The organism is Proteus sp. TJ1640, assembly GCF_003144445.1.
Classification (GTDB): domain Bacteria; phylum Pseudomonadota; class Gammaproteobacteria; order Enterobacterales; family Enterobacteriaceae; genus Proteus; species Proteus penneri.
Genome location: NZ_PENY01000021.1, coordinates 211,851 through 229,046, shown reverse-complemented (window position 1 = coordinate 229,046; position 17,196 = coordinate 211,851). Strand labels below are relative to the sequence as shown.

General features: G+C 38.4%; 15 protein-coding genes, 1 other RNA gene and 2 pseudogenes. 9 read left to right on the top strand and 9 right to left on the bottom strand.

Annotated elements, in window-relative coordinates:
- Positions 1–70 precede the first annotated feature (70 nt).
- From smpB to DK861_RS18440, 4 genes and pseudogenes are all read left to right on the top strand, one after another.
- A complete protein-coding gene (gene smpB / locus DK861_RS08495; RefSeq protein WP_109399833.1) occupies positions 71–553 on the top strand; it encodes an SsrA-binding protein SmpB in 483 nt (160 codons plus the stop codon).
- 59 nt (positions 554–612) lie between these two features.
- Positions 613–979, top strand: a transfer-messenger RNA (tmRNA) gene (gene ssrA / locus DK861_RS08490).
- Between the two features lie 183 nt (positions 980–1,162).
- Positions 1,163–1,408: pseudogene (locus DK861_RS08485) on the top strand (integrase arm-type DNA-binding domain-containing protein); the annotation flags it as partial.
- Positions 1,409–1,517: 109 nt separating this feature from the next.
- Positions 1,518–1,803: pseudogene (locus DK861_RS18440) on the top strand (transposase); the annotation flags it as partial.
- A gap of 205 nt (positions 1,804–2,008) precedes the next feature.
- Here DK861_RS18440 and dgoD read toward each other — a convergent pair.
- The 5 genes from dgoD to DK861_RS08455 are packed head-to-tail and all read right to left on the bottom strand — an operon-like array spanning position 2,009 to position 6,334.
- Positions 2,009–3,157: a galactonate dehydratase gene (dgoD, locus tag DK861_RS08475; RefSeq protein ID WP_109399830.1), complete on the bottom strand. Its 1,149-nt coding sequence runs from the start codon at positions 3,155–3,157 to the stop codon at positions 2,009–2,011.
- Complete coding sequence (locus DK861_RS08470) at positions 3,158–3,772, bottom strand: 2-dehydro-3-deoxy-6-phosphogalactonate aldolase (RefSeq protein ID WP_109399829.1); 615 nt, start codon at positions 3,770–3,772, stop codon at positions 3,158–3,160. It lies immediately after the preceding gene.
- Positions 3,756–4,658 carry a 2-dehydro-3-deoxygalactonokinase gene (locus DK861_RS08465; RefSeq protein ID WP_109399828.1) on the bottom strand — a complete coding sequence of 301 codons (903 nt, stop codon included), beginning with the start codon at positions 4,656–4,658 and terminating at the stop codon, positions 3,756–3,758. Before DK861_RS08465 ends, DK861_RS08470 begins: the two co-directional genes overlap by 17 nt.
- Positions 4,659–4,684: 26 nt before the next feature.
- Complete coding sequence (locus DK861_RS08460; protein WP_109399827.1) at positions 4,685–5,539, bottom strand: SMP-30/gluconolactonase/LRE family protein; 855 nt, start codon at positions 5,537–5,539, stop codon at positions 4,685–4,687.
- 15 nt (positions 5,540–5,554) lie between these two features.
- Positions 5,555–6,334 (bottom strand): SDR family oxidoreductase, encoded by a 780-nt coding sequence (locus tag DK861_RS08455; RefSeq protein ID WP_109399826.1) that lies wholly within the window; start codon positions 6,332–6,334, stop codon positions 5,555–5,557.
- Between the two features lie 367 nt (positions 6,335–6,701).
- Here DK861_RS08455 and DK861_RS08450 point away from each other — a divergent pair, with 367 nt between their 5' ends.
- Positions 6,702–8,105: a sugar porter family MFS transporter gene (locus DK861_RS08450; protein ID WP_109399825.1), complete on the top strand. Its 1,404-nt coding sequence runs from the start codon at positions 6,702–6,704 to the stop codon at positions 8,103–8,105.
- A 21-nt stretch (positions 8,106–8,126) separates the two neighbouring features.
- Here DK861_RS08450 and DK861_RS08445 read toward each other — a convergent pair whose 3' ends face one another.
- Complete coding sequence (locus tag DK861_RS08445; protein ID WP_109399824.1) at positions 8,127–9,338, bottom strand: ROK family transcriptional regulator; 1,212 nt, start codon at positions 9,336–9,338, stop codon at positions 8,127–8,129.
- A 71-nt stretch (positions 9,339–9,409) separates the two neighbouring features.
- Between DK861_RS08445 and DK861_RS08440 the strand changes: the two genes are divergently transcribed.
- From DK861_RS08440 to DK861_RS08425, 3 genes are all read left to right on the top strand, one after another.
- A complete protein-coding gene (locus tag DK861_RS08440; RefSeq protein WP_109399823.1) occupies positions 9,410–10,282 on the top strand; it encodes an aldose 1-epimerase in 873 nt (290 codons plus the stop codon).
- A gap of 1,501 nt (positions 10,283–11,783) precedes the next feature.
- Positions 11,784–11,960 (top strand): hypothetical protein, encoded by a 177-nt coding sequence (locus DK861_RS18430; protein WP_239452154.1) that lies wholly within the window; start codon positions 11,784–11,786, stop codon positions 11,958–11,960.
- A 65-nt stretch (positions 11,961–12,025) separates the two neighbouring features.
- Positions 12,026–12,229: a hypothetical protein gene (locus DK861_RS08425; RefSeq protein WP_239452153.1), complete on the top strand. Its 204-nt coding sequence runs from the start codon at positions 12,026–12,028 to the stop codon at positions 12,227–12,229.
- Between the two features lie 316 nt (positions 12,230–12,545).
- On the opposite strand, the gene DK861_RS08420 is transcribed toward DK861_RS08425, so the two are convergent.
- Both DK861_RS08420 and DK861_RS08415 read right to left on the bottom strand, forming a co-directional pair.
- Positions 12,546–13,433, bottom strand: a complete 888-nt coding sequence (locus tag DK861_RS08420; RefSeq protein WP_109399822.1) for a PhzF family phenazine biosynthesis protein — start codon at positions 13,431–13,433, stop codon at positions 12,546–12,548.
- Between the two features lie 120 nt (positions 13,434–13,553).
- Complete coding sequence (locus DK861_RS08415) at positions 13,554–14,135, bottom strand: histidine phosphatase family protein (RefSeq protein WP_109399821.1); 582 nt, start codon at positions 14,133–14,135, stop codon at positions 13,554–13,556.
- Between the two features lie 506 nt (positions 14,136–14,641).
- On the opposite strand from DK861_RS08415, the gene DK861_RS08410 reads away from it, so the two are divergent.
- Positions 14,642–16,192 (top strand): methyl-accepting chemotaxis protein, encoded by a 1,551-nt coding sequence (locus DK861_RS08410; protein ID WP_109399820.1) that lies wholly within the window; start codon positions 14,642–14,644, stop codon positions 16,190–16,192.
- 94 nt (positions 16,193–16,286) lie between these two features.
- On the opposite strand, the gene DK861_RS08405 is transcribed toward DK861_RS08410, so the two are convergent.
- On the bottom strand, positions 16,287–16,865 hold the full coding sequence (locus tag DK861_RS08405) for an NAD(P)H-dependent oxidoreductase (protein WP_109399819.1): 579 nt from the start codon (positions 16,863–16,865) through the stop codon (positions 16,287–16,289).
- Positions 16,866–17,196: the final 331 nt, after the last annotated feature.

Here is a 17,196-nt window from a genome sequence, read left to right as displayed (position 1 = left end):
ATGCAATTGAAAAGAAAACAGTCGGTTAAATGATTTCTTTCTATTGCTCATACAGTATAATGTGGAAATTATGACAAAGAAAAAATCACACAAACCTGGTTCTGCGACCATTGCGTTAAACAAACGCGCTCGCCATGAATATTTCATTGAAGATGAGATAGAAGCGGGCTTGGAGCTCCAAGGCTGGGAAGTTAAATCACTGCGTGCAGGAAAAGCCAACATCAGTGATAGCTACGTTGTCATGCGTGACGGTGAAGCTTATCTTTTTGGTGCAACCATTACGCCTTTAAATGTTGCATCAACTCATGTGGTTTGTGATCCGACACGTACTCGTAAATTATTATTAAAACAGCGTGAACTTGATAACCTTTATGGTCAAATTAACCGTGATGGTTACACCGTTGTTGCTCTCTCCCTTTATTGGAAAAACGCTTGGTGCAAAATCAAAATTGGCGTTGCAAAGGGTAAGAAAGATCACGATAAACGTGAAACGATTAAAGATCGTGAATGGAAATTAGACAAAGCACGTATTATGAAAAATGCTAACCGCTAAATTGCGTTAAGTACTAGCTATTACAAGTATTTTTCTGATATACTCGCTTTTAACAACTTGGGGCTGATTCTGGATTCGACGGGATTTGCGAAACCCAAGGTGCATGCCGAGGGGCGGTTGGCCTCGTAAAAAGCCGCAAAAAAATAGTCGCAAACGACGAAAACAAACTAGCACTAGCAGCTTAATAACCTGCTCAGAGCCCTCTCTCCCTAGCTTCCGCTCTTAAGACGGGGATCAAGAGAGGTCAAACCCAAAAGAGATCGCGTGGATGCCTAGCTTGGGGTTGAAGCGTTAAATTTAATCAAGCTAGCTTATTCATGGCGTGTCTGTCCGCAGTGGGTAAGTGAAATCAAAGACTAGACTAAGCATGTAGTGCCGCGGATGTAGAAATTTCGGACGCGGGTTCAACTCCCGCCAGCTCCACCAAATTATCTTCTAAGGACGTCCAAAGAAGACTGAAAAGCCCGCTAACTCAATGAGTTGCGGGCTTTTTTATGTCCTGCGCAGTCTGATGTCACCTAATTAAATCCAATCATCTTAGGCACCTTGATAGGCACCTCGTTAACCTTTATAGTTTTTGAGGTGCCTAAAAACAATGGAACATCAAAAATGGCAAGACAAACCAAACCCTTATCCGCAAAAGAGATCGACGCAGCAAAACCAAAACAGAGTGATTATGTCCTCTATGATGGCGATGGATTAGAGCTATTGGTTAAATCCAATGGCAGCAAGCTGTGGTCATTTCGCTACATTCGACCTCTCACTAAAAAACGAGCTAAAAAGAGCCTAGGCTCTTACCCTGCCGTCAGCCTTGCTGATGCACGTAGCTATCGCCTTGAAGCAAGAACACTGCTTGTAGTGGTTTAATAAATTTGGCCACCTGAATAGAGGTGAAATGGTAGGTACTGAAAATATCATTGTGGCAAATAAGCGATAGTCCTCAGCGCTTGAACCCTGAATCTGGTTTAGCGCGCTGTGTGGTATCAGTCCAGTTCATGCTTTTTCGGGTAAAAAATCATCGCATGCTCAACCTTGGAGGTGATCGTGCAGCCAATACCGCTTTACACATTATTGCTTTTGGTCGATCACACACAGGCAAAAGAACACAGACATATGTCGCAAAATAAGTGGCAGAAAGTCATTCGAAAATAGAAATACTACGTTGCCTTAAGCGTTATCTCTCTTGTGAGGTTTACACGCCGCTACGTAATCAGAACCGACAGTTCAATAGTATCCAAATAACACCTTGACTTTTAGAATAACATCTTCGATAGGCTATTGCTCTTATCACCCCAAATTTATTTTTGGCAGATTTACCTTTGCGGGCCGAATGGGAATTATGGTTGTTAGAGCCAATTCCCATTTAGCGTTTTAATCATCAATTGCTAAAATACCCCCCAATCACTTAGAGGAGGGCCTTGTGCTTTTTCACTCAATACGGCGATAGAATGCTGTCTACCACTCTGCGAAGCTACCATCATCATGGTACCAAATTGGGTTTTTCCAATTAGGGGGAGTGCGAGCGGCATCCATCACACGCTCTTTATCAATGATAACACCAAGGCCTGGCTTATCTAATGGCTGGATATAACCATCTGTAATAGTAAAGTCGTCTTTATTAACAACATAATCTAACAGATCAGCGCCTTTGTTGTAATGGATACCCATTGATTGCTCTTGTAAAACCGCATTAGGAGAAATAAAATCCACAGTTAAACAAGCAGATAAAGCAATAGGCCCTAATGGGCAATGGGGAGCAAGCCCTACGTTATAACAATCTGCCATACTAGCTATCTTAATACTTTCAGTTATTCCCCCTGCATGAGAAATATCAGGTTGTAAAATAGAAAGGCCACCGGCTTCTAATATAGGCCTTATATCATGTCGTCGAAAGCTTCTTTCCCCTGCTGCCAATGGAATCGAAGTACCCTGAGCGAGTGTGGCGTAGTGAGCTGAGAATTCAGGCAATACGGGTTCTTCAACAAACAATGGGCGCAGATGCTCCAATTCATGAAGCAGAACTTTCGCCATTGGCATGGAAACTCGCCCATGGAAATCAAGACCAAAGTCCACACAGTTACCAAAATGTTGACGTATATCGCTAATTCTCTGGAGAACGCGATCTATATTACGGTGGGAATCCAAAAATTTAAGCTTGCCACAGCCATTTAATTTAAACGTATCCCAGCCAGCATCCACTAAGATTTCCATTTGGCTTATTTCATCGGCAGGGTCATCTCCCCCTACCCAAGTATAGGTTTTCATTTTTTCGCGAACTTTACCACCAAGAAGTTCATAGACTGGCTGAGATAAATATTTACCTTTAATATCCCAAAGGGCTTGATCAATACCGGATAATGCAGACATTAATATCGGTCCCCCACGATAAAAACCGCCTGCATATAATATTTGCCAAATCGCATTAATATTGAGAGGATTTTGTCCGATGAGCCAAGAGGCAGCTGATTTAACTGCAGCTGCGACAGTCTCAGCCTGCCCTTCAAGTACGGGCTCACCCCAGCCTGTTATTCCTTCGTCGGTATCGATGGCTAAAAATTGCCATCTCGGAGCAACGTGATAAAGCGTTAGTGCAGTAATTTTCATTTAATTGATCTCATTCCAAGCTCTAACAAAACCTTCAGCAGATTGCTTTGTCGCTTCAACTGATTGCCCTGCACGGTAGAGCTCCGAGCCTAAGCCTGCACCTTGACACCCTAATGCGATAAATTGATGTAAGTTTTGGCTTGTCACGCCACCGACGGCATAAATTTGTTGTGCATGAGGAACAATCGCTCGAATAGCTTTGATATAAGCCAAATCAATCCCTACACAAGGGAAAATTTTAATTACATCAGCTCCAGCATCAATAGCCTGATAAATTTCAGATGGGGTAAAAGCGCCAATATACGTTTGCAAGCCCGCCTTTTTTGCTTGGCGAATTAAATCAGGATTAGTATTTGGTGTTACCATTAATTTGCCTTTGCAATTAATTAGTGCATCAAGGTACGCTTGCTGTGTCACCGTACCTGCGCCAATCAGTATTTTATCTCCCCATGTTTTTTGTAATAATTGAATGCTATCGAGCCAGTTTGGCGAATTAGTCGGCACTTCAATCATCTCAAATCCAGCCTCTACCAACACTTTGGCATGCGCAAGAACTTCTTCTGGGGTGATACCGCGTAAAATAGCAATCAAGGGAATTTTAGGGATAAAGTTCATTATAAATGCTCCGAAAGCCCTGCAATAACCCTTGTTCAGGGGCGATAACAGTGGCGTTAAGTTGATGTAATTGAAATGCCTGTTGGTACAATTTCGCGAGTGTTGGCGCAGCAATAATTGAAAATGATTGGGCTGTTTTAAAATGGGTTAATTGTGTTGCGACTTCATGACCAATTAATAAACCAGAGAGCCACCCCGCAACCTGCTGTGTTGGTATCTGTTGTAAAACTCGCCCTGCACGGGCAACAAATAGCTTAGTAATAATGTCGCTACCCGCTTGTGTACCTTCTTGCAAGCCTAAGGAGAAACCTTCAGGGGAAACATCTTTAGGTACAGAAAGGCCTAGTAAACTGTATTGCATCAAGATGTGATATAGCTCACCTGTCATAATAGTATTGAAAGACGTTATCTGATTATTGATAGGAGCGACCCATTTAGAGTGAGTCCCCGGAAATAAGTAACAATCTGTTTTTTTTAGTGAAATAGCCCCCAGCAATTGGACCTCTTCGCCACGCATAACATTGGGAAAGTTTGGACTATCCATTGCTAAGCCTGAGTGAATAAACACCTCTGTAGGTAATGAACTGTCGATTTTGATATAACCACGCTTAATATCGGTGAGGGGAAGAGGTAACATCTGATAGCCGCTATCTACCCAGCCTCTATCACTGCCAATCATTCCTGCCAGTAAAACAGGAATTCGTTCGCTTGCAATCCATGAATACCACGGTGAAATTGCATCGTAGAGTAATTGATCAAAATTAGGGCTCTCTAGTTGTGTGATACCTATGGGCAGTGAGATGACATCAGTTGTATGAGTATTTTCAACGCGGTAGGCGCGAAAATTTGTTGAGCCCCAATCAATGGCGATAAATTTAGCAGTCATTTTTCCATTCCTTTATCTTCTGCGTTTTAAGGCAATTTAAATCGATGAGTGAGATTGCCTTTACCTGCATTTGGTATGGCGAGTAAACGCCCTTGCCATGGGTCATTGGCTGTTAAATCTAAAGCTGCTGTGGTGATAAAAAGTGTGGTTAAATCACGCCCCCCAAAGCAGCAACTGGTTGGATTAATCGCTGGAAGAGGGATATATTCCGGCGGCTGGTCAGGTTTTTCAAGGTCATAAACCGCCAACTCAGAAGCCCCCCAACGGGCATTCCATAACCTTTTATTACGGCATAATGTCGAGCCGTCGGGGGAGCCTCGTTCTGCCTGTGAAAATGGTTGTTGAGTTTTCATTCCATCGCGGCTTTGATAGATAGTGCCGGTCTTGGAATCTGCAAAGTAAAGCGTGTCACCAGACCAACAAAGGGTATTGGATATATTCACAGGCTGCCCACAGCGTGTCGCGTTTTGTTGTCCATGACCTAAGTGATACCAATGGCCAACTGCTTTGGGATCTAAATAACACATCGTGCCAAAATATAGCTCTCCTAGCGGGGAAACGGCAGCTTCATTTGGGCGTGTTGCATCAGGTACATCAGGGTAGTTAGCTAATTTAGCGTCAATATTTTTTTTTATAATGTTATATAAATAGATGCCATCAATCGTCACTAAAATGAGCTTGGTATTATCGGTTGTTAGGGTGATGGCGCTGGTTAAATGTGGCAATTGTTGGCGATCGGTTTGGCCACTTTCAGGGTGATAAATCAGCAGTAATTTCGCCAAAATATCGAGAAAATAGAGCCGCTGATTTTGTTCGCACCAAACAGGGCTTTCACCTAAGGTATAGCTGTGAGTATCGACAACATCAACAGTTGCAGCCATTATGCCTCCTTTTGCTTAGTCGCAATACACTTGTGAACGACCACCGTCGACTAAAATATCGGTGGCATTAATAAATGCCGCTTCATCTGAGCCTAAAAATAGAGCTGTATAGGCAACTTCCTCAGGACGACCAATGCGTTTGCAGGGTAATATTTCAACTTGGCGGCGCTCTTCGGCTGCGGGGTCTTCGCAGCTATTAAAATACGCTTCTGCAATCGGTGTTTTGATTAAGCCAGGGGAAATGGAATTGACACGAATGCCTTGAGAAGCATATTGGATCCCCAATGCTTTTGTTAAACCAATCAGCCCATGCTTGACGACAGGATAGGGAAAAGAATTGGCGATAATTTTGTGACCATGTACAGAGGCAATATTCACAATATTGCCATATTGATGTTTTAGCATATGGGGTAAAACGGCTTGGCAGCAGTTCCATACTCCGTCTAAATCAACAGAAAAACAGCGTTTCCACTCTTGCGCTGAAAGTTTTACTGGATCGTTAAAGACATTGATCCCCGCATTATTGATTAATACATCGATGCGACCGAACGTCATTAAGGCTGTTTCGACCATTCGGTCAATATCTTGTTGTTCGCTGACATCTACTTTAACGGCAATACATTGACGTCTGGTGTTTTGTGTTAACGTATTTGCAAGCATCTGTGCTTTACTGAACTGGATATCCGCTAGCAGGACATCGGCACCTTGCTCGGCATATAACTTTGCGATTGCAGCCCCAATACCTTGCGCAGCGCCAGTGACAATAATTTTTTTATTGAGAACGCGATGACTCATAATCAGATATACCTTCTAGATAAATAAAGTGCTGCTAACTTTCGGGTAGAAAGCAATAATTTGATAAAAGTATAGCGATAAACCGAATGATGGAACTGTGAGCCTATTCACCCCACAAAGTAAACAATGTTTAATTAATTTTATTTCTCACGTTATTTTAAAAAGCACCATACCAATAATATTCTGATAAATAACTATTTTATTTATTACATTAAATTATTAAAGGACTAAAAAGTAATCACTGTTTAGTTTTGTGCGTGATATGTTTGTCAAAAGATGGATAGTTTTTTAGCTAGACTGATATCCCTTTAAATGCCATTAAGCCTGTTACAAACGATGGCAATAACAAAAACAGTGAGGATTTATCATGACAAATTCTTCGGCCCAATTGCTTAAAATGAGAAATATATGGGTGATGTGTCTAGTTGCTGCCTGTGGTGGGCTATTATTTGGCTACGACTGGGTCGTTATTGGCGGCGCAAAACCTTTTTATGAAGCGTATTTTAATATTACTGATCCTGCTTTAATTGGTTGGGCTATGAGCTCTGCTTTAGTGGGATGTATTTTTGGCGCGGTCATTTCTGGAACATTATCTGACCGTTATGGTCGAAAGTTACCACTTATTATTGCCGCTATTTTTTTTGGCGTGTCTGCATTAGGAACTGCATTGACGGCAACATTTGAGTATTTTATTTGGTTTCGTGTTCTAGGGGGAATAGCAATCGGTATCGCTTCAGGATTATCTCCTATTTATATTGCTGAGATTAGCCCAACGGAGCAACGTGGACGTTTTGTTGCCGTAAACCAATTAACAATTGTTATTGGGGTGCTCGCGGCACAAGTGGTGAACTTATTAATTGCAGAACCCGTCGTCACTGGAAGCACTTTAGCTGAAATCGCCACAACGTGGAATGGCCAGTTAGGATGGCGCTATATGTTTGCAGCGCAAATAATTCCTTCTGTAGCTTTTTTCTTATTAATGCTTTTTATGCCAGAATCCCCGCGCTGGTTAATTAAGGCAGGCAAAGAAGAAAAAGCACGTGAAACATTATTAAAAATAGGTGATAACCAATATGCAGAAAAAACAGTCACCGCAATTAAAAAATCTATGGGAGAAGAGTCGGTTAAAGCACCTTTTTCATCACTTTTTTCGGCAGATGTTAGGCCTGTGATGATCATTGGTATTGTACTAGCAATTTTCCAACAATGGAGTGGGATCAACGTTATTTTTAACTACGCTCAAGAAATTTTTGCGTCCGCAGGCTTTAATATTAACGACACATTAAAATCGATTGTGGCCACAGGCCTGATTAACTTGATTTTCACCGTGTTAGCACTGCCTTTAGTGGATAAATTAGGCCGAAGAAAACTGATGCTAATTGGTTCGGCTGGTTTATGTGTTATATATGTCTTAATTGCAATTGCTTATACAACAGGTACTTTAGGTTTACCCGTATTAGTTCTCGTATTGGCTGCAATTTCTGTTTATGCAGTGACATTAGCCCCTGTCACTTGGGTTTTATTATCCGAAATTTTTCCTAACCGTATCCGTGGTATGGCGATGTCAGTAGCGACTTTCGCTTTGTGGGTCGCTTCCTTTGCATTAACCTATTCTTTCCCATTGTTAAATGCAAACTTAGGTGCATCAGGTAGTTTCTTACTGTACGGTGTGATTTGTTTATTTGGGTTTGTATTTGTGTTCAAACGCATTCCAGAAACCAAAGGAGTCTCATTAGAAGAACTCGAAAGACGATTGCTGGCACAGAAATAATGTAATTTTTGGGTTAATGGATTAACCCATTTCCAGCTCTTGCTCGACATGTAAAAAACCAATGCCCATCAACCTTTCTAATTCAGTTAACTGACCGAATTTAACTAACATACGTTGATTATGAAGATTATTTGGGTTTTCAAAAGGGTTGAGGCACATTTGCTCCGTTATTTTATTGAGCCACATAGGGCCGAGCTGAGTGGTATTACCATAAATAATAATTTGGTTAATATTTAAGGTAAGTAAGAAATTATATAGACTAATCCCAAGCACACGAGCCGCACGCTCTGCAACATTGACTGCTCGGCTATCTTGTTGTTGATAAAGCTGAACGCAATCATTAAAGGAGAGTGAATCAAGGTTAATCTCTTGGTATTGGTTAACAGAATGTTTTAAGAGCGAACGAATATCGGACAGTATAGCTTCAGAAGAGGCGATAGTTTCTAAGCAGCCGTAGCGACCACAACCACATTTTTTACCATCGGAGGTGACGATTGTGTGACCTATTTGACCGCTACCAAATTGCTTTCCGCGGTATATCTCATCATTAATGATAAATGATGAACCAATACCATAGTCTATGTTAATCACACAAAAGTCATTAGTAGCCTGTAAAGAAAGCCATTTTTCAGCTAACGCTAACATAACACAATCATTATCTAAACTAACTTCTGTATTTAGGCGACTTTCCAGTAAATATTTAAGTTCAATGGGTTCGCGCCAAGGCGCTTGAGGCATATGAAGAGAAGTTCCGGTATGCGTATCGACTTGTCCATGGATGCCCATAACAAGCTTGAGTTGACGATGTTGATTTATCTTATGCTGTTGTTGGTAAAAAAAAATAATCTCCTCGATCAACTCTGTGCCGATTGAGGGAGTGATGATTCTATAAGATGGGGGATGCTTTTGGTTTATATGGCTATCGACAACAACCCCCGCAAGTCGGGTTGGAGTAACGCTTAAACAGAGAATGTCATAAGGCTTATCAGCAATAGTATAAAACCCATCAGAATTACCCCGCGTAGGTTGCTCATTTGGGTGTTGTGCAATAAGGCCTTCACTGAGTAACTCACGAATAATTTTACTGATAGCCGTAATAGTTAGTTTCGTAGCACTCGCAAGTTGTGATTTGCTCATAGCTTTATTTTTATATAACAGAGTCATGATGACCTTGCGATTATGCAAGCGCACCTGTTTTACATTTAACCCAACAGAATTAATTATTTTTAACATATACACGTCTTAGTTTGCACGAAGAAAAGAGTGAAATAATACGGATAGATTGAAATACAGGTATAACAAAAATGAAAAATTACTCAATAGCGAATAATTATCTTACCTTAACTGTTAGCGATTTAGGAGCATCCATTATTGAATTATTCACGATCAATGAACAATTTCCGGTATTACGCCGTGTCGACTTACAGCCCAATTTTAACGCGGGAAAAAGTGCGATGTTCCCACTGCTGCCATTTGCCAATCGTATAAAAAACAACCAGTTTATATGGGAAAATGAACTGATTGTTTGGCCCAATCACCCCTTGGATGACCACTTTTTTCTGCATGGTAATGGGTGGATAGAAGAATGGTGTAATACGCGTCAGACACCTCTACAACTCGAATTCGAACTTAATTCATCCATTAAGAATATTTGTACTTACTTAGCGACAATTAATTACCAATTAATTGATAATGCCTTGTTAGTCGAGTTATCTATTACTAATAAAATGAATCGCATTTTTCCATTTGGCCTAGGTTTACACCCATTTTTTACAACATTACCTAATTCAGAAATTCGATTTAACGCAAAAGGACTTTGGTTAGAAGACAGTCACCATTTACCAACACAACATGTTTCTCCGGTTCCAGATAATTTCGCCTGTCACCAATTAAGAAAAATTCCTGAAATATGGATAAATAATGGTTATACGGAGTGGGATGGTAACGTAGAATTACAACATCATAATGGGATAAAAGTGTTATTGAATAGTGATTGTCCTATTTTACAAATATTTAAATTTGCTGATCAAGACGAAAGCCCTCACCAAGAACGTTTTATTTGTTTAGAACCGCAATCTCATGCAGTGAATGACCACAACAATACCAATTATGGCCTTCTGCAATTACTGGAACCTGAGCAGACAAGCAAAATGTGGATGAAAATCACGGTGGAGTAAAAACAGCTAAAATTATTGCTAGCTAATGCAAATAATAATTTGCGCTCAGAAAACGATAAAAAGCATCCTATAAAAACATTAACGTATTGAACAAATAAAGTTAGATATAATATGAAGGCGGAAGATCGGAAGGTATAGATAGCATACAAAAATGGTTGTCCAATTTTTGTTTTTGAGGAAATGTCGAATATTATAGATTTATATTCATTCTAACCGAATGATAATAATGAATTTCGTTGAGCTTCATCATCATAAACCGCTACTGATTGAGAATGTTTGGGAAGCGAGAAGTGTGATGGTAGCACATAACATGATATTGTGACTATTCCTCAACCAAATAAGCTACTACTAAACCTAATCCATAGAATTACTCTGCCGATATTTGAAAGATTAGATATACTGGGAGTTAAACGTATTTCAATGGGGGATCTTATTTCTTCCGTTCTTCAAGTAAAGCTAAAAGACTTGATACTAATTATCCAATCACAACAGTTATTTGTTGTTTTTTTGTAGATGAAAACTCTCGATAATGACCAGTGTAATAACTGATATCAGGCATTGCTTGAACGCAACGCGAAATATACCGATATTTTTTGTTGGTATGAAAACAACGGGAGTAGTATTTTGTATTTCAGAATGCCAGGCGCGAAAAACAAAAAGTGACGCTTTGATTTTTATAGAGATTTCAAATCTACTTTAGATACAGAGTTTCAGTCCTGCAAAGTGCGTCACCTCACTGAAAATACACATAGATCACCACTGTTCATTGAACAAGCGCTAGAGCTCATGAGCCCTTCATATAAACAATAATAAATAATACCGAATTACAAAAGCATAATATTAGCCCTGAATGGGTGTAGTGTTAGCTTCTACAAAATCATGGAATTACCTTCCAAGCATTTCAAAGAATGCAACTGGTTAATATCACATTCAGGAGCCAAAAAGTAATGACCGAACTACTTCGAATGTTACTTTGGATAATATCTATGAATCATTGAGCTACGAGAGTTAACCTAAGCTCATTCAGCCATTTAGTGCTAGCTGTTAGCCAGAATTGACCGTTATAGTTCCTCCTTGTTAAAAGCTCCACATTATTTCAAAAAATCTCAGATATATATTATCTCCGTGAATAACCTTAAATTTGTTTTATTTCAAGGAATAATATGCATCAGCATTCTCACTTCCTATTTGTTCTGAATCAGGCGGACAAGATAGAACCTTGTCGTAAATGGCATGTTGAGTGTTGCCACCCATCGCCTCAACAAGCTGCGAATCTGCGACAAAAGCAAATAGCTGTAGCGAACGCGTTTAAGCCAGTTAGTTATCACTGTCTTTGCCACCAGCCAGCCCCCTAAAAATACCATTTGGGAATATAAAGGCGATGGCGGTAAAACCTTATGGCAAGTGTGTGGAAGCCAAAACAATAGTTGTCGAATTATGGACTCAACCAAACATTATATTGCTGTACTGAATCATAAATCCGCGTCAGGTTGTGCATTTGGTGATTTTTATATCGTGGCAAGAACTGACAGAAACTGACAACAACGCGATACGGGCACTTGTAGCCCGTTACCCCATTGGATATTGGAGTATACAAAAAGAGTTCTCAGGCAAGAACCGACCTTGCTGGAAAGAAAAAGACCACACTAAAGGTGGATTGCAAACCAATCAACAATAAATCTATATTCTCGCTACTGTGATTTACGGTAGCGAGGACGATAAAAGATAACTAAAGGTAACGTAATGAATAAGATAAAAAGTATATTTGCGATGAGTTTATTAGCCGTCAGTGCATTTAGCTTTGCTGAAGAGCAACAGCGTTATGCAAGCATCACGCATACAAGTTCAAATTTTATTAACCAAGGTTACTGTGGTTACTCATTTACCCTAGATAATGGCGGTAACCATATGGTATTTATTAGACCACACGGACTTTGGCGCTCTTGAACTAACGCTGCGGATGAAAGATGAGCAAGGAAAAGTATTAGGGGATACTGGAATGGATGCTCGTTTCACCAATCAACCATGTTAGAATAGCAAATTACTTTTTAGTCCACATCACAAAAACAGCAAAATAAACTTTAGGCCAAAATTAAAAGTTGAATTGGATTTCATTAGTTTAAGATCAATAGGTTACAATCTTAATTCACACTCCGCCAGCCCACCAAATTACCTTCTAATGACGTCCAAAGAAGACTAAAAAGCCTCTAGCTTTCATGCTGGAGCCTATTAAGAATAACTTTATATAAAATACTGCAGTTATTTAAAAAGTAATAATCTTCGAGCCTATCATTGTTGCTTTTCCTCCCACTCTCACTCGACTAATTGTATTTTCTGTTGAATCAATAATAACGTGAATAAGAGAAGAACATTGCATTGCACGCCCCTGCTCTAATAGAAAATGCGTTTTATGAGGGAAAACATGCTTAACAAGATAGCAGCCTAAAGCGCCACTAGAACTCCCTGTAGCAGACTCTTCATTGATGCCATATAAAGGTGCAAAGTTACGGCAATGAGCTGTAATTTCTTTATCTTGGCTAAGCTCAAAAACATGAAAGCCAATAGTATTAAATTCACGACTTAAGTCTGCAATCGCATCAAAATTCGGTTTTAGCGTATCTAATTGCCCAAATTGTACGGGGATCAAAATATCAGATAATCCTGTTGAAAATATCTCAATAGGTAAGCCTGTTTCTGAAATAACTTCGCAATTTACTCCCAATGCAGCAGCCACTGCATCGATCTTTGGAGCTTGTCGTGAAACAGGCAGTGTTTGCTCCATAACAACATTTTCAGTATCAATTACTACGCTTAAAATACCTGCCTTCGTTTTTTGTGTGTAATGGCCAGAAGCCAATAAATTGAGTGAAGATAAAGTGAAAAATACCGCTAATGTAGCATGACCACAAAAATCGACTTCTCCTTCAGGAGTGAAAAAATTAACTTCAAAATCAGTCTCGTCACCTCGATAGACAAAAGCTGTTTCAGAAAAGCCGACTTCTTTAGCGATAGCTATTTTCTGTTCATCACTTAATTGAGGGGGATTTAGTACTACGCCAGCAGGATTCCCCCCTGTATTATTCCGAGTAAATGAGTTTACAAGGTATACTTTGATCTCGTGCTCTACTGAGCGTATAGCTTCATTCTGCATATATTTTCCGTATTACTTCAAATCGCATTAAACTTGTGTGTAAAAAAATAGAATTGTCTAGATCTATCTTGTATTACTCCACTTTAAATATATTTTTTTAAGTAGTAGATAAAATTCTCACTAATTAGGACAAACTTCTGACACGTTATCTAAGCCTTGCTGTCTTTGTTCAAATGTGACACTTTTATTATCACCTTCTCGGATAATTTTTAAGATATAAATACTATCAAAATCATTACTTTTCCATTTAGGGATTAATTTAGGATCGCCCCCCACTCGCTTCATAATATCTCGTGCCACTTTAACTAAATTGTCATGCTCCCATGCAATAAAAATAACTGCATTTTCATATTTCTTACTTAACAGGGCTTCACGCAATTCTTTTACTTCTTTAGCATGAAATTGAAGATGAATAGGCAACGAGGTTTTAATAGCAATAGGAGAAATTGTTTGGAGTGAACGCAATGAATTGCCTAATTTACTCTGTTTAGGTGCAGCGGCAAATAATGCATCAGGTTTGCCAAATTGATTTATAAGTACATCAGGTAGGGCTAATGCTCTATTTAATCCCTTACAGGTCAATTGCCCACTATCATTATCAGGTTTTTCACCATGCCTTATAAAGACAAGTGTTTGATCGGAGTACGCCATATGACTAAATCCTAAAATAAATATGCTCAAAAATATAAATACACTGCGCATACAGCGTTGCCTTTAAGTCAATTAAGTATAAGAAATATAGAAAATTAAAACATACCTAATATTAACCATAAACTCACCTATTTGATGTCATTCAGTCTATCATAGACCAAAGTATTTTAGCGGTGAGCGAGTCTTAGATAACGTACATTTAGCCACTCTTATAATTTATTGACCTTTATTCTATCTTCTAAACACCCCAAAATTAATTAACAAATATTAAAATCGAACAAACAATTGTTAATGAAAAATAAAGAATATCTTTAATTTTTTATTACTTTACGTCCAAGTTTATAAAATTGGATTAAACTTAAATACTCAGCACTCTTAGATAAAAAAGGGAGGAAATCTCTTTTTTAAAATAAAAACAATGTGTTAAAAATCAATGCAAGCCTTTTTATCTCCCTTTACTTAGTTTAATGACTAAAGTTCTGCCACTACTTACCGATACTGTTTGTTCTTAAATAAGTTACCAATACTTATTAATTTTTATTTATCCAGGGTTAAGCATGTTCTTTAAAAACTTTAAAATTCGTACAAAGTTAACCATCGCATTTACAACTTTTGTGATGTTAATTATGTTGGGTTCTAGTTTCGCATTAATGGGTTTAAATAGTGCGAATCAAGATATTCATGATGTCGTTGATGATATCTATCCAACCACGGTCAAAGCCAATTTACTGATTAATAATTTCAATGAGTTTATTATATTTCAGCAAATCACGATGCTTGATGAGCAAGAAAGTTTAGCAATTGAACAAGAGAACAAAAAAGCAGAGATCACAGCTAAAGTTGCACAATTGCTGAAAGAGTTAGATGAAACTACACACGATGCTGAGTCAAAAAAAATCTTAGCAGAAGTTTATGACATTCGTCAGCAATATATAACCTCTCAAAACTTTGTAATAAAGGCATTTAATGAAAATAACAGACACGCCGCAGTCAATGAACTGATCACAAAAACCTCCGCTATCCAATTAAAATATCGCGATAAAATATTAGAGTTTATCGAATTACAAAATCAAAAAATGGAGGAGGTAGGTGACGCTGTTGAACGTAATTTCATTGAGAAAAGAACATTTTTAATTTTATTAACTCTTGTCAGTATTATTGTGGGCAGTATTTTAGGATGGTTTATAACTAAAGGCATTACTCTCCCATTAGAGAAGGCAATAAACTTTGCAAAAGCCATTGCAAATGGTGATTTAACACAAGAAGTGAATACTGATTATCATGATGAAGTAGGGATATTATTACGGGCCCTCGCTGAAATGAAAAAGCGCCTATTAGAGGTTGTGCAAAATGTACAAAATGGCGCTGAAAATATTTCATCGGCAGCAGAGCAAATTACTGCTGGTAGCCAAAATTTAGCAGCAAGAACAGAAGAACAAGCAACATCAGTAGAAGAAACGGCAAGCTCAATGGAGCAAATGACGTCAACCGTTAAAAACACAACGGATCATACTCATAATGCAATTAATGTTGCTGAAAAAACTGAAGTCGCCGTACATCACAATGGCAAAATGATGCTTCAGCTAACTGAAAAAATGAGAGCAATTAATAGCTCATCATCTCAAATGACAGATATTATTAACTTAATTGATGCCATTGCATTCCAAACTAATATTCTTGCACTAAATGCTGCTGTTGAAGCCGCTAGAGCAGGTGAACATGGTAAAGGTTTTGCAGTTGTTGCTGGTGAAGTCAGACTACTGGCACAAAAAAGTGCAGATTCCGCTAATAATATACGCACTCTTATCGATAACTCATCAACTCAAACACAGGAAGGGATGGAATTAGTTGAGCAAGCAGGCTCTCAAATCAAAAAAATGATCACCGATGTTGAAGAGATCAGCGCATTATTACGAGAAATTGGGCAAGCAAGTAATGAGCAAAGCGCTGGTATATCACAAATAAACAATGCTATAAGTCAGCTTGATTCGACAACTCAACAAAATGCAGGATTAGTTGAAGAATCTGTCGCAGCCGCAAATTCTCTCAACGACCAAGCCTTAAATCTAACCAAACTCGTTAATTACTTTCAGATTAAGTGCATCTAATTCGTTATTGTATTAGATAGTGTTGTTCAAGGTCACTCAGTGGAAACTGTCGTGACCTTGAAATCATATTTAGATGAAAGAATAACCTTTTATATCAACCAAAAACGTGAGTTAAATGTGCTTTATATTCAGCAATATCATTATCAATTTTTGGCTCTTTAATAACGTCATTGACCATAAAAGTTGGTAATTGAGATAATCCTAAAAATTGTTGTGATTTGTGAAAAGCAAAATAAACACCATCAACACCTCTGCCATCAAAAAAATTGCCAAATTCATTAAAGGCTTCAACGGGAGCATTCCACGTTACAGAGAGCATGTATTTTTTACCTTGTAATAGTCCCCCTGTACCGTATTGCTTTTTAGGATCACGACGAGTACGTCCATCATTCTCATATAACTTTCCATGACCAAATGTATACACATCATCCATATATTTTTTTACTTTCCATGGCATCATCATCCACCAGCCAGGCATTTGATAAATAATGGTGTCTGCCCATAGAAATTTTTCTATTTCATCATCAATATCATAGCCTTCTTCTATTTGAGTCTCTTTAACACCATGACCTAATGTGACTAAATGTTCAGTCGCAACATCATGCAATGTGCGGTTTAATCGACCAGCAGAATGACCAAATTTTTGACCACCATTAATCAGTAAAATATTCATGCTAACTCCTAAATTTTTTCTTGCGATGTGTCTAATGGAGTTAATTTAACAGGAAATAAATAAGTTCGCACACGACAATAAAATCACAAAACAAACAAAAAACAGAATTATAATCTTTATTTTGACTAAAAAAATCAGTTTTAAAAACAAAAAACCAGAAATAATCACTTTTACGATTACGTATATTAATAATAGCGATTATTGCTTTTTAGGTAAAAGTCTATTGTTTCTTAGACTATTTTTTTAATGACTGGCTGTTATAACATTAATAGGAGCACCTTCTAGCCAGATAGGATTGTATTACTATCACATTGAGATAAATTGTAAGAAA

Excerpts from the sequence above, each read along its gene's own strand:
- smpB (WP_109399833.1), top strand. The coding sequence starts at position 71 with ATGACAAAGAAAAAATCACACAAACCTGGTTCTGCGACCATTGCGTTA.
- dgoD (WP_109399830.1), bottom strand. The coding sequence starts at position 3,157 with ATGAAAATTACTGCACTAACGCTTTATCACGTTGCTCCGAGATGGCAA.
- DK861_RS08470 (WP_109399829.1), bottom strand. The coding sequence starts at position 3,772 with ATGAACTTTATCCCTAAAATTCCCTTGATTGCTATTTTACGCGGTATC.
- DK861_RS08465 (WP_109399828.1), bottom strand. The coding sequence starts at position 4,658 with ATGACTGCTAAATTTATCGCCATTGATTGGGGCTCAACAAATTTTCGC.
- DK861_RS08460 (WP_109399827.1), bottom strand. The coding sequence starts at position 5,539 with ATGGCTGCAACTGTTGATGTTGTCGATACTCACAGCTATACCTTAGGT.
- DK861_RS08455 (WP_109399826.1), bottom strand. The coding sequence starts at position 6,334 with ATGAGTCATCGCGTTCTCAATAAAAAAATTATTGTCACTGGCGCTGCG.
- DK861_RS08450 (WP_109399825.1), top strand. The coding sequence starts at position 6,702 with ATGACAAATTCTTCGGCCCAATTGCTTAAAATGAGAAATATATGGGTG.
- DK861_RS08445 (WP_109399824.1), bottom strand. The coding sequence starts at position 9,338 with ATGTTAAAAATAATTAATTCTGTTGGGTTAAATGTAAAACAGGTGCGC.
- DK861_RS08440 (WP_109399823.1), top strand. The coding sequence starts at position 9,410 with ATGAAAAATTACTCAATAGCGAATAATTATCTTACCTTAACTGTTAGC.
- DK861_RS08425 (WP_239452153.1), top strand. The coding sequence starts at position 12,026 with ATGAATAAGATAAAAAGTATATTTGCGATGAGTTTATTAGCCGTCAGT.
- DK861_RS08420 (WP_109399822.1), bottom strand. The coding sequence starts at position 13,433 with ATGCAGAATGAAGCTATACGCTCAGTAGAGCACGAGATCAAAGTATAC.
- DK861_RS08415 (WP_109399821.1), bottom strand. The coding sequence starts at position 14,135 with ATGCGCAGTGTATTTATATTTTTGAGCATATTTATTTTAGGATTTAGT.
- DK861_RS08410 (WP_109399820.1), top strand. The coding sequence starts at position 14,642 with ATGTTCTTTAAAAACTTTAAAATTCGTACAAAGTTAACCATCGCATTT.
- DK861_RS08405 (WP_109399819.1), bottom strand. The coding sequence starts at position 16,865 with ATGAATATTTTACTGATTAATGGTGGTCAAAAATTTGGTCATTCTGCT.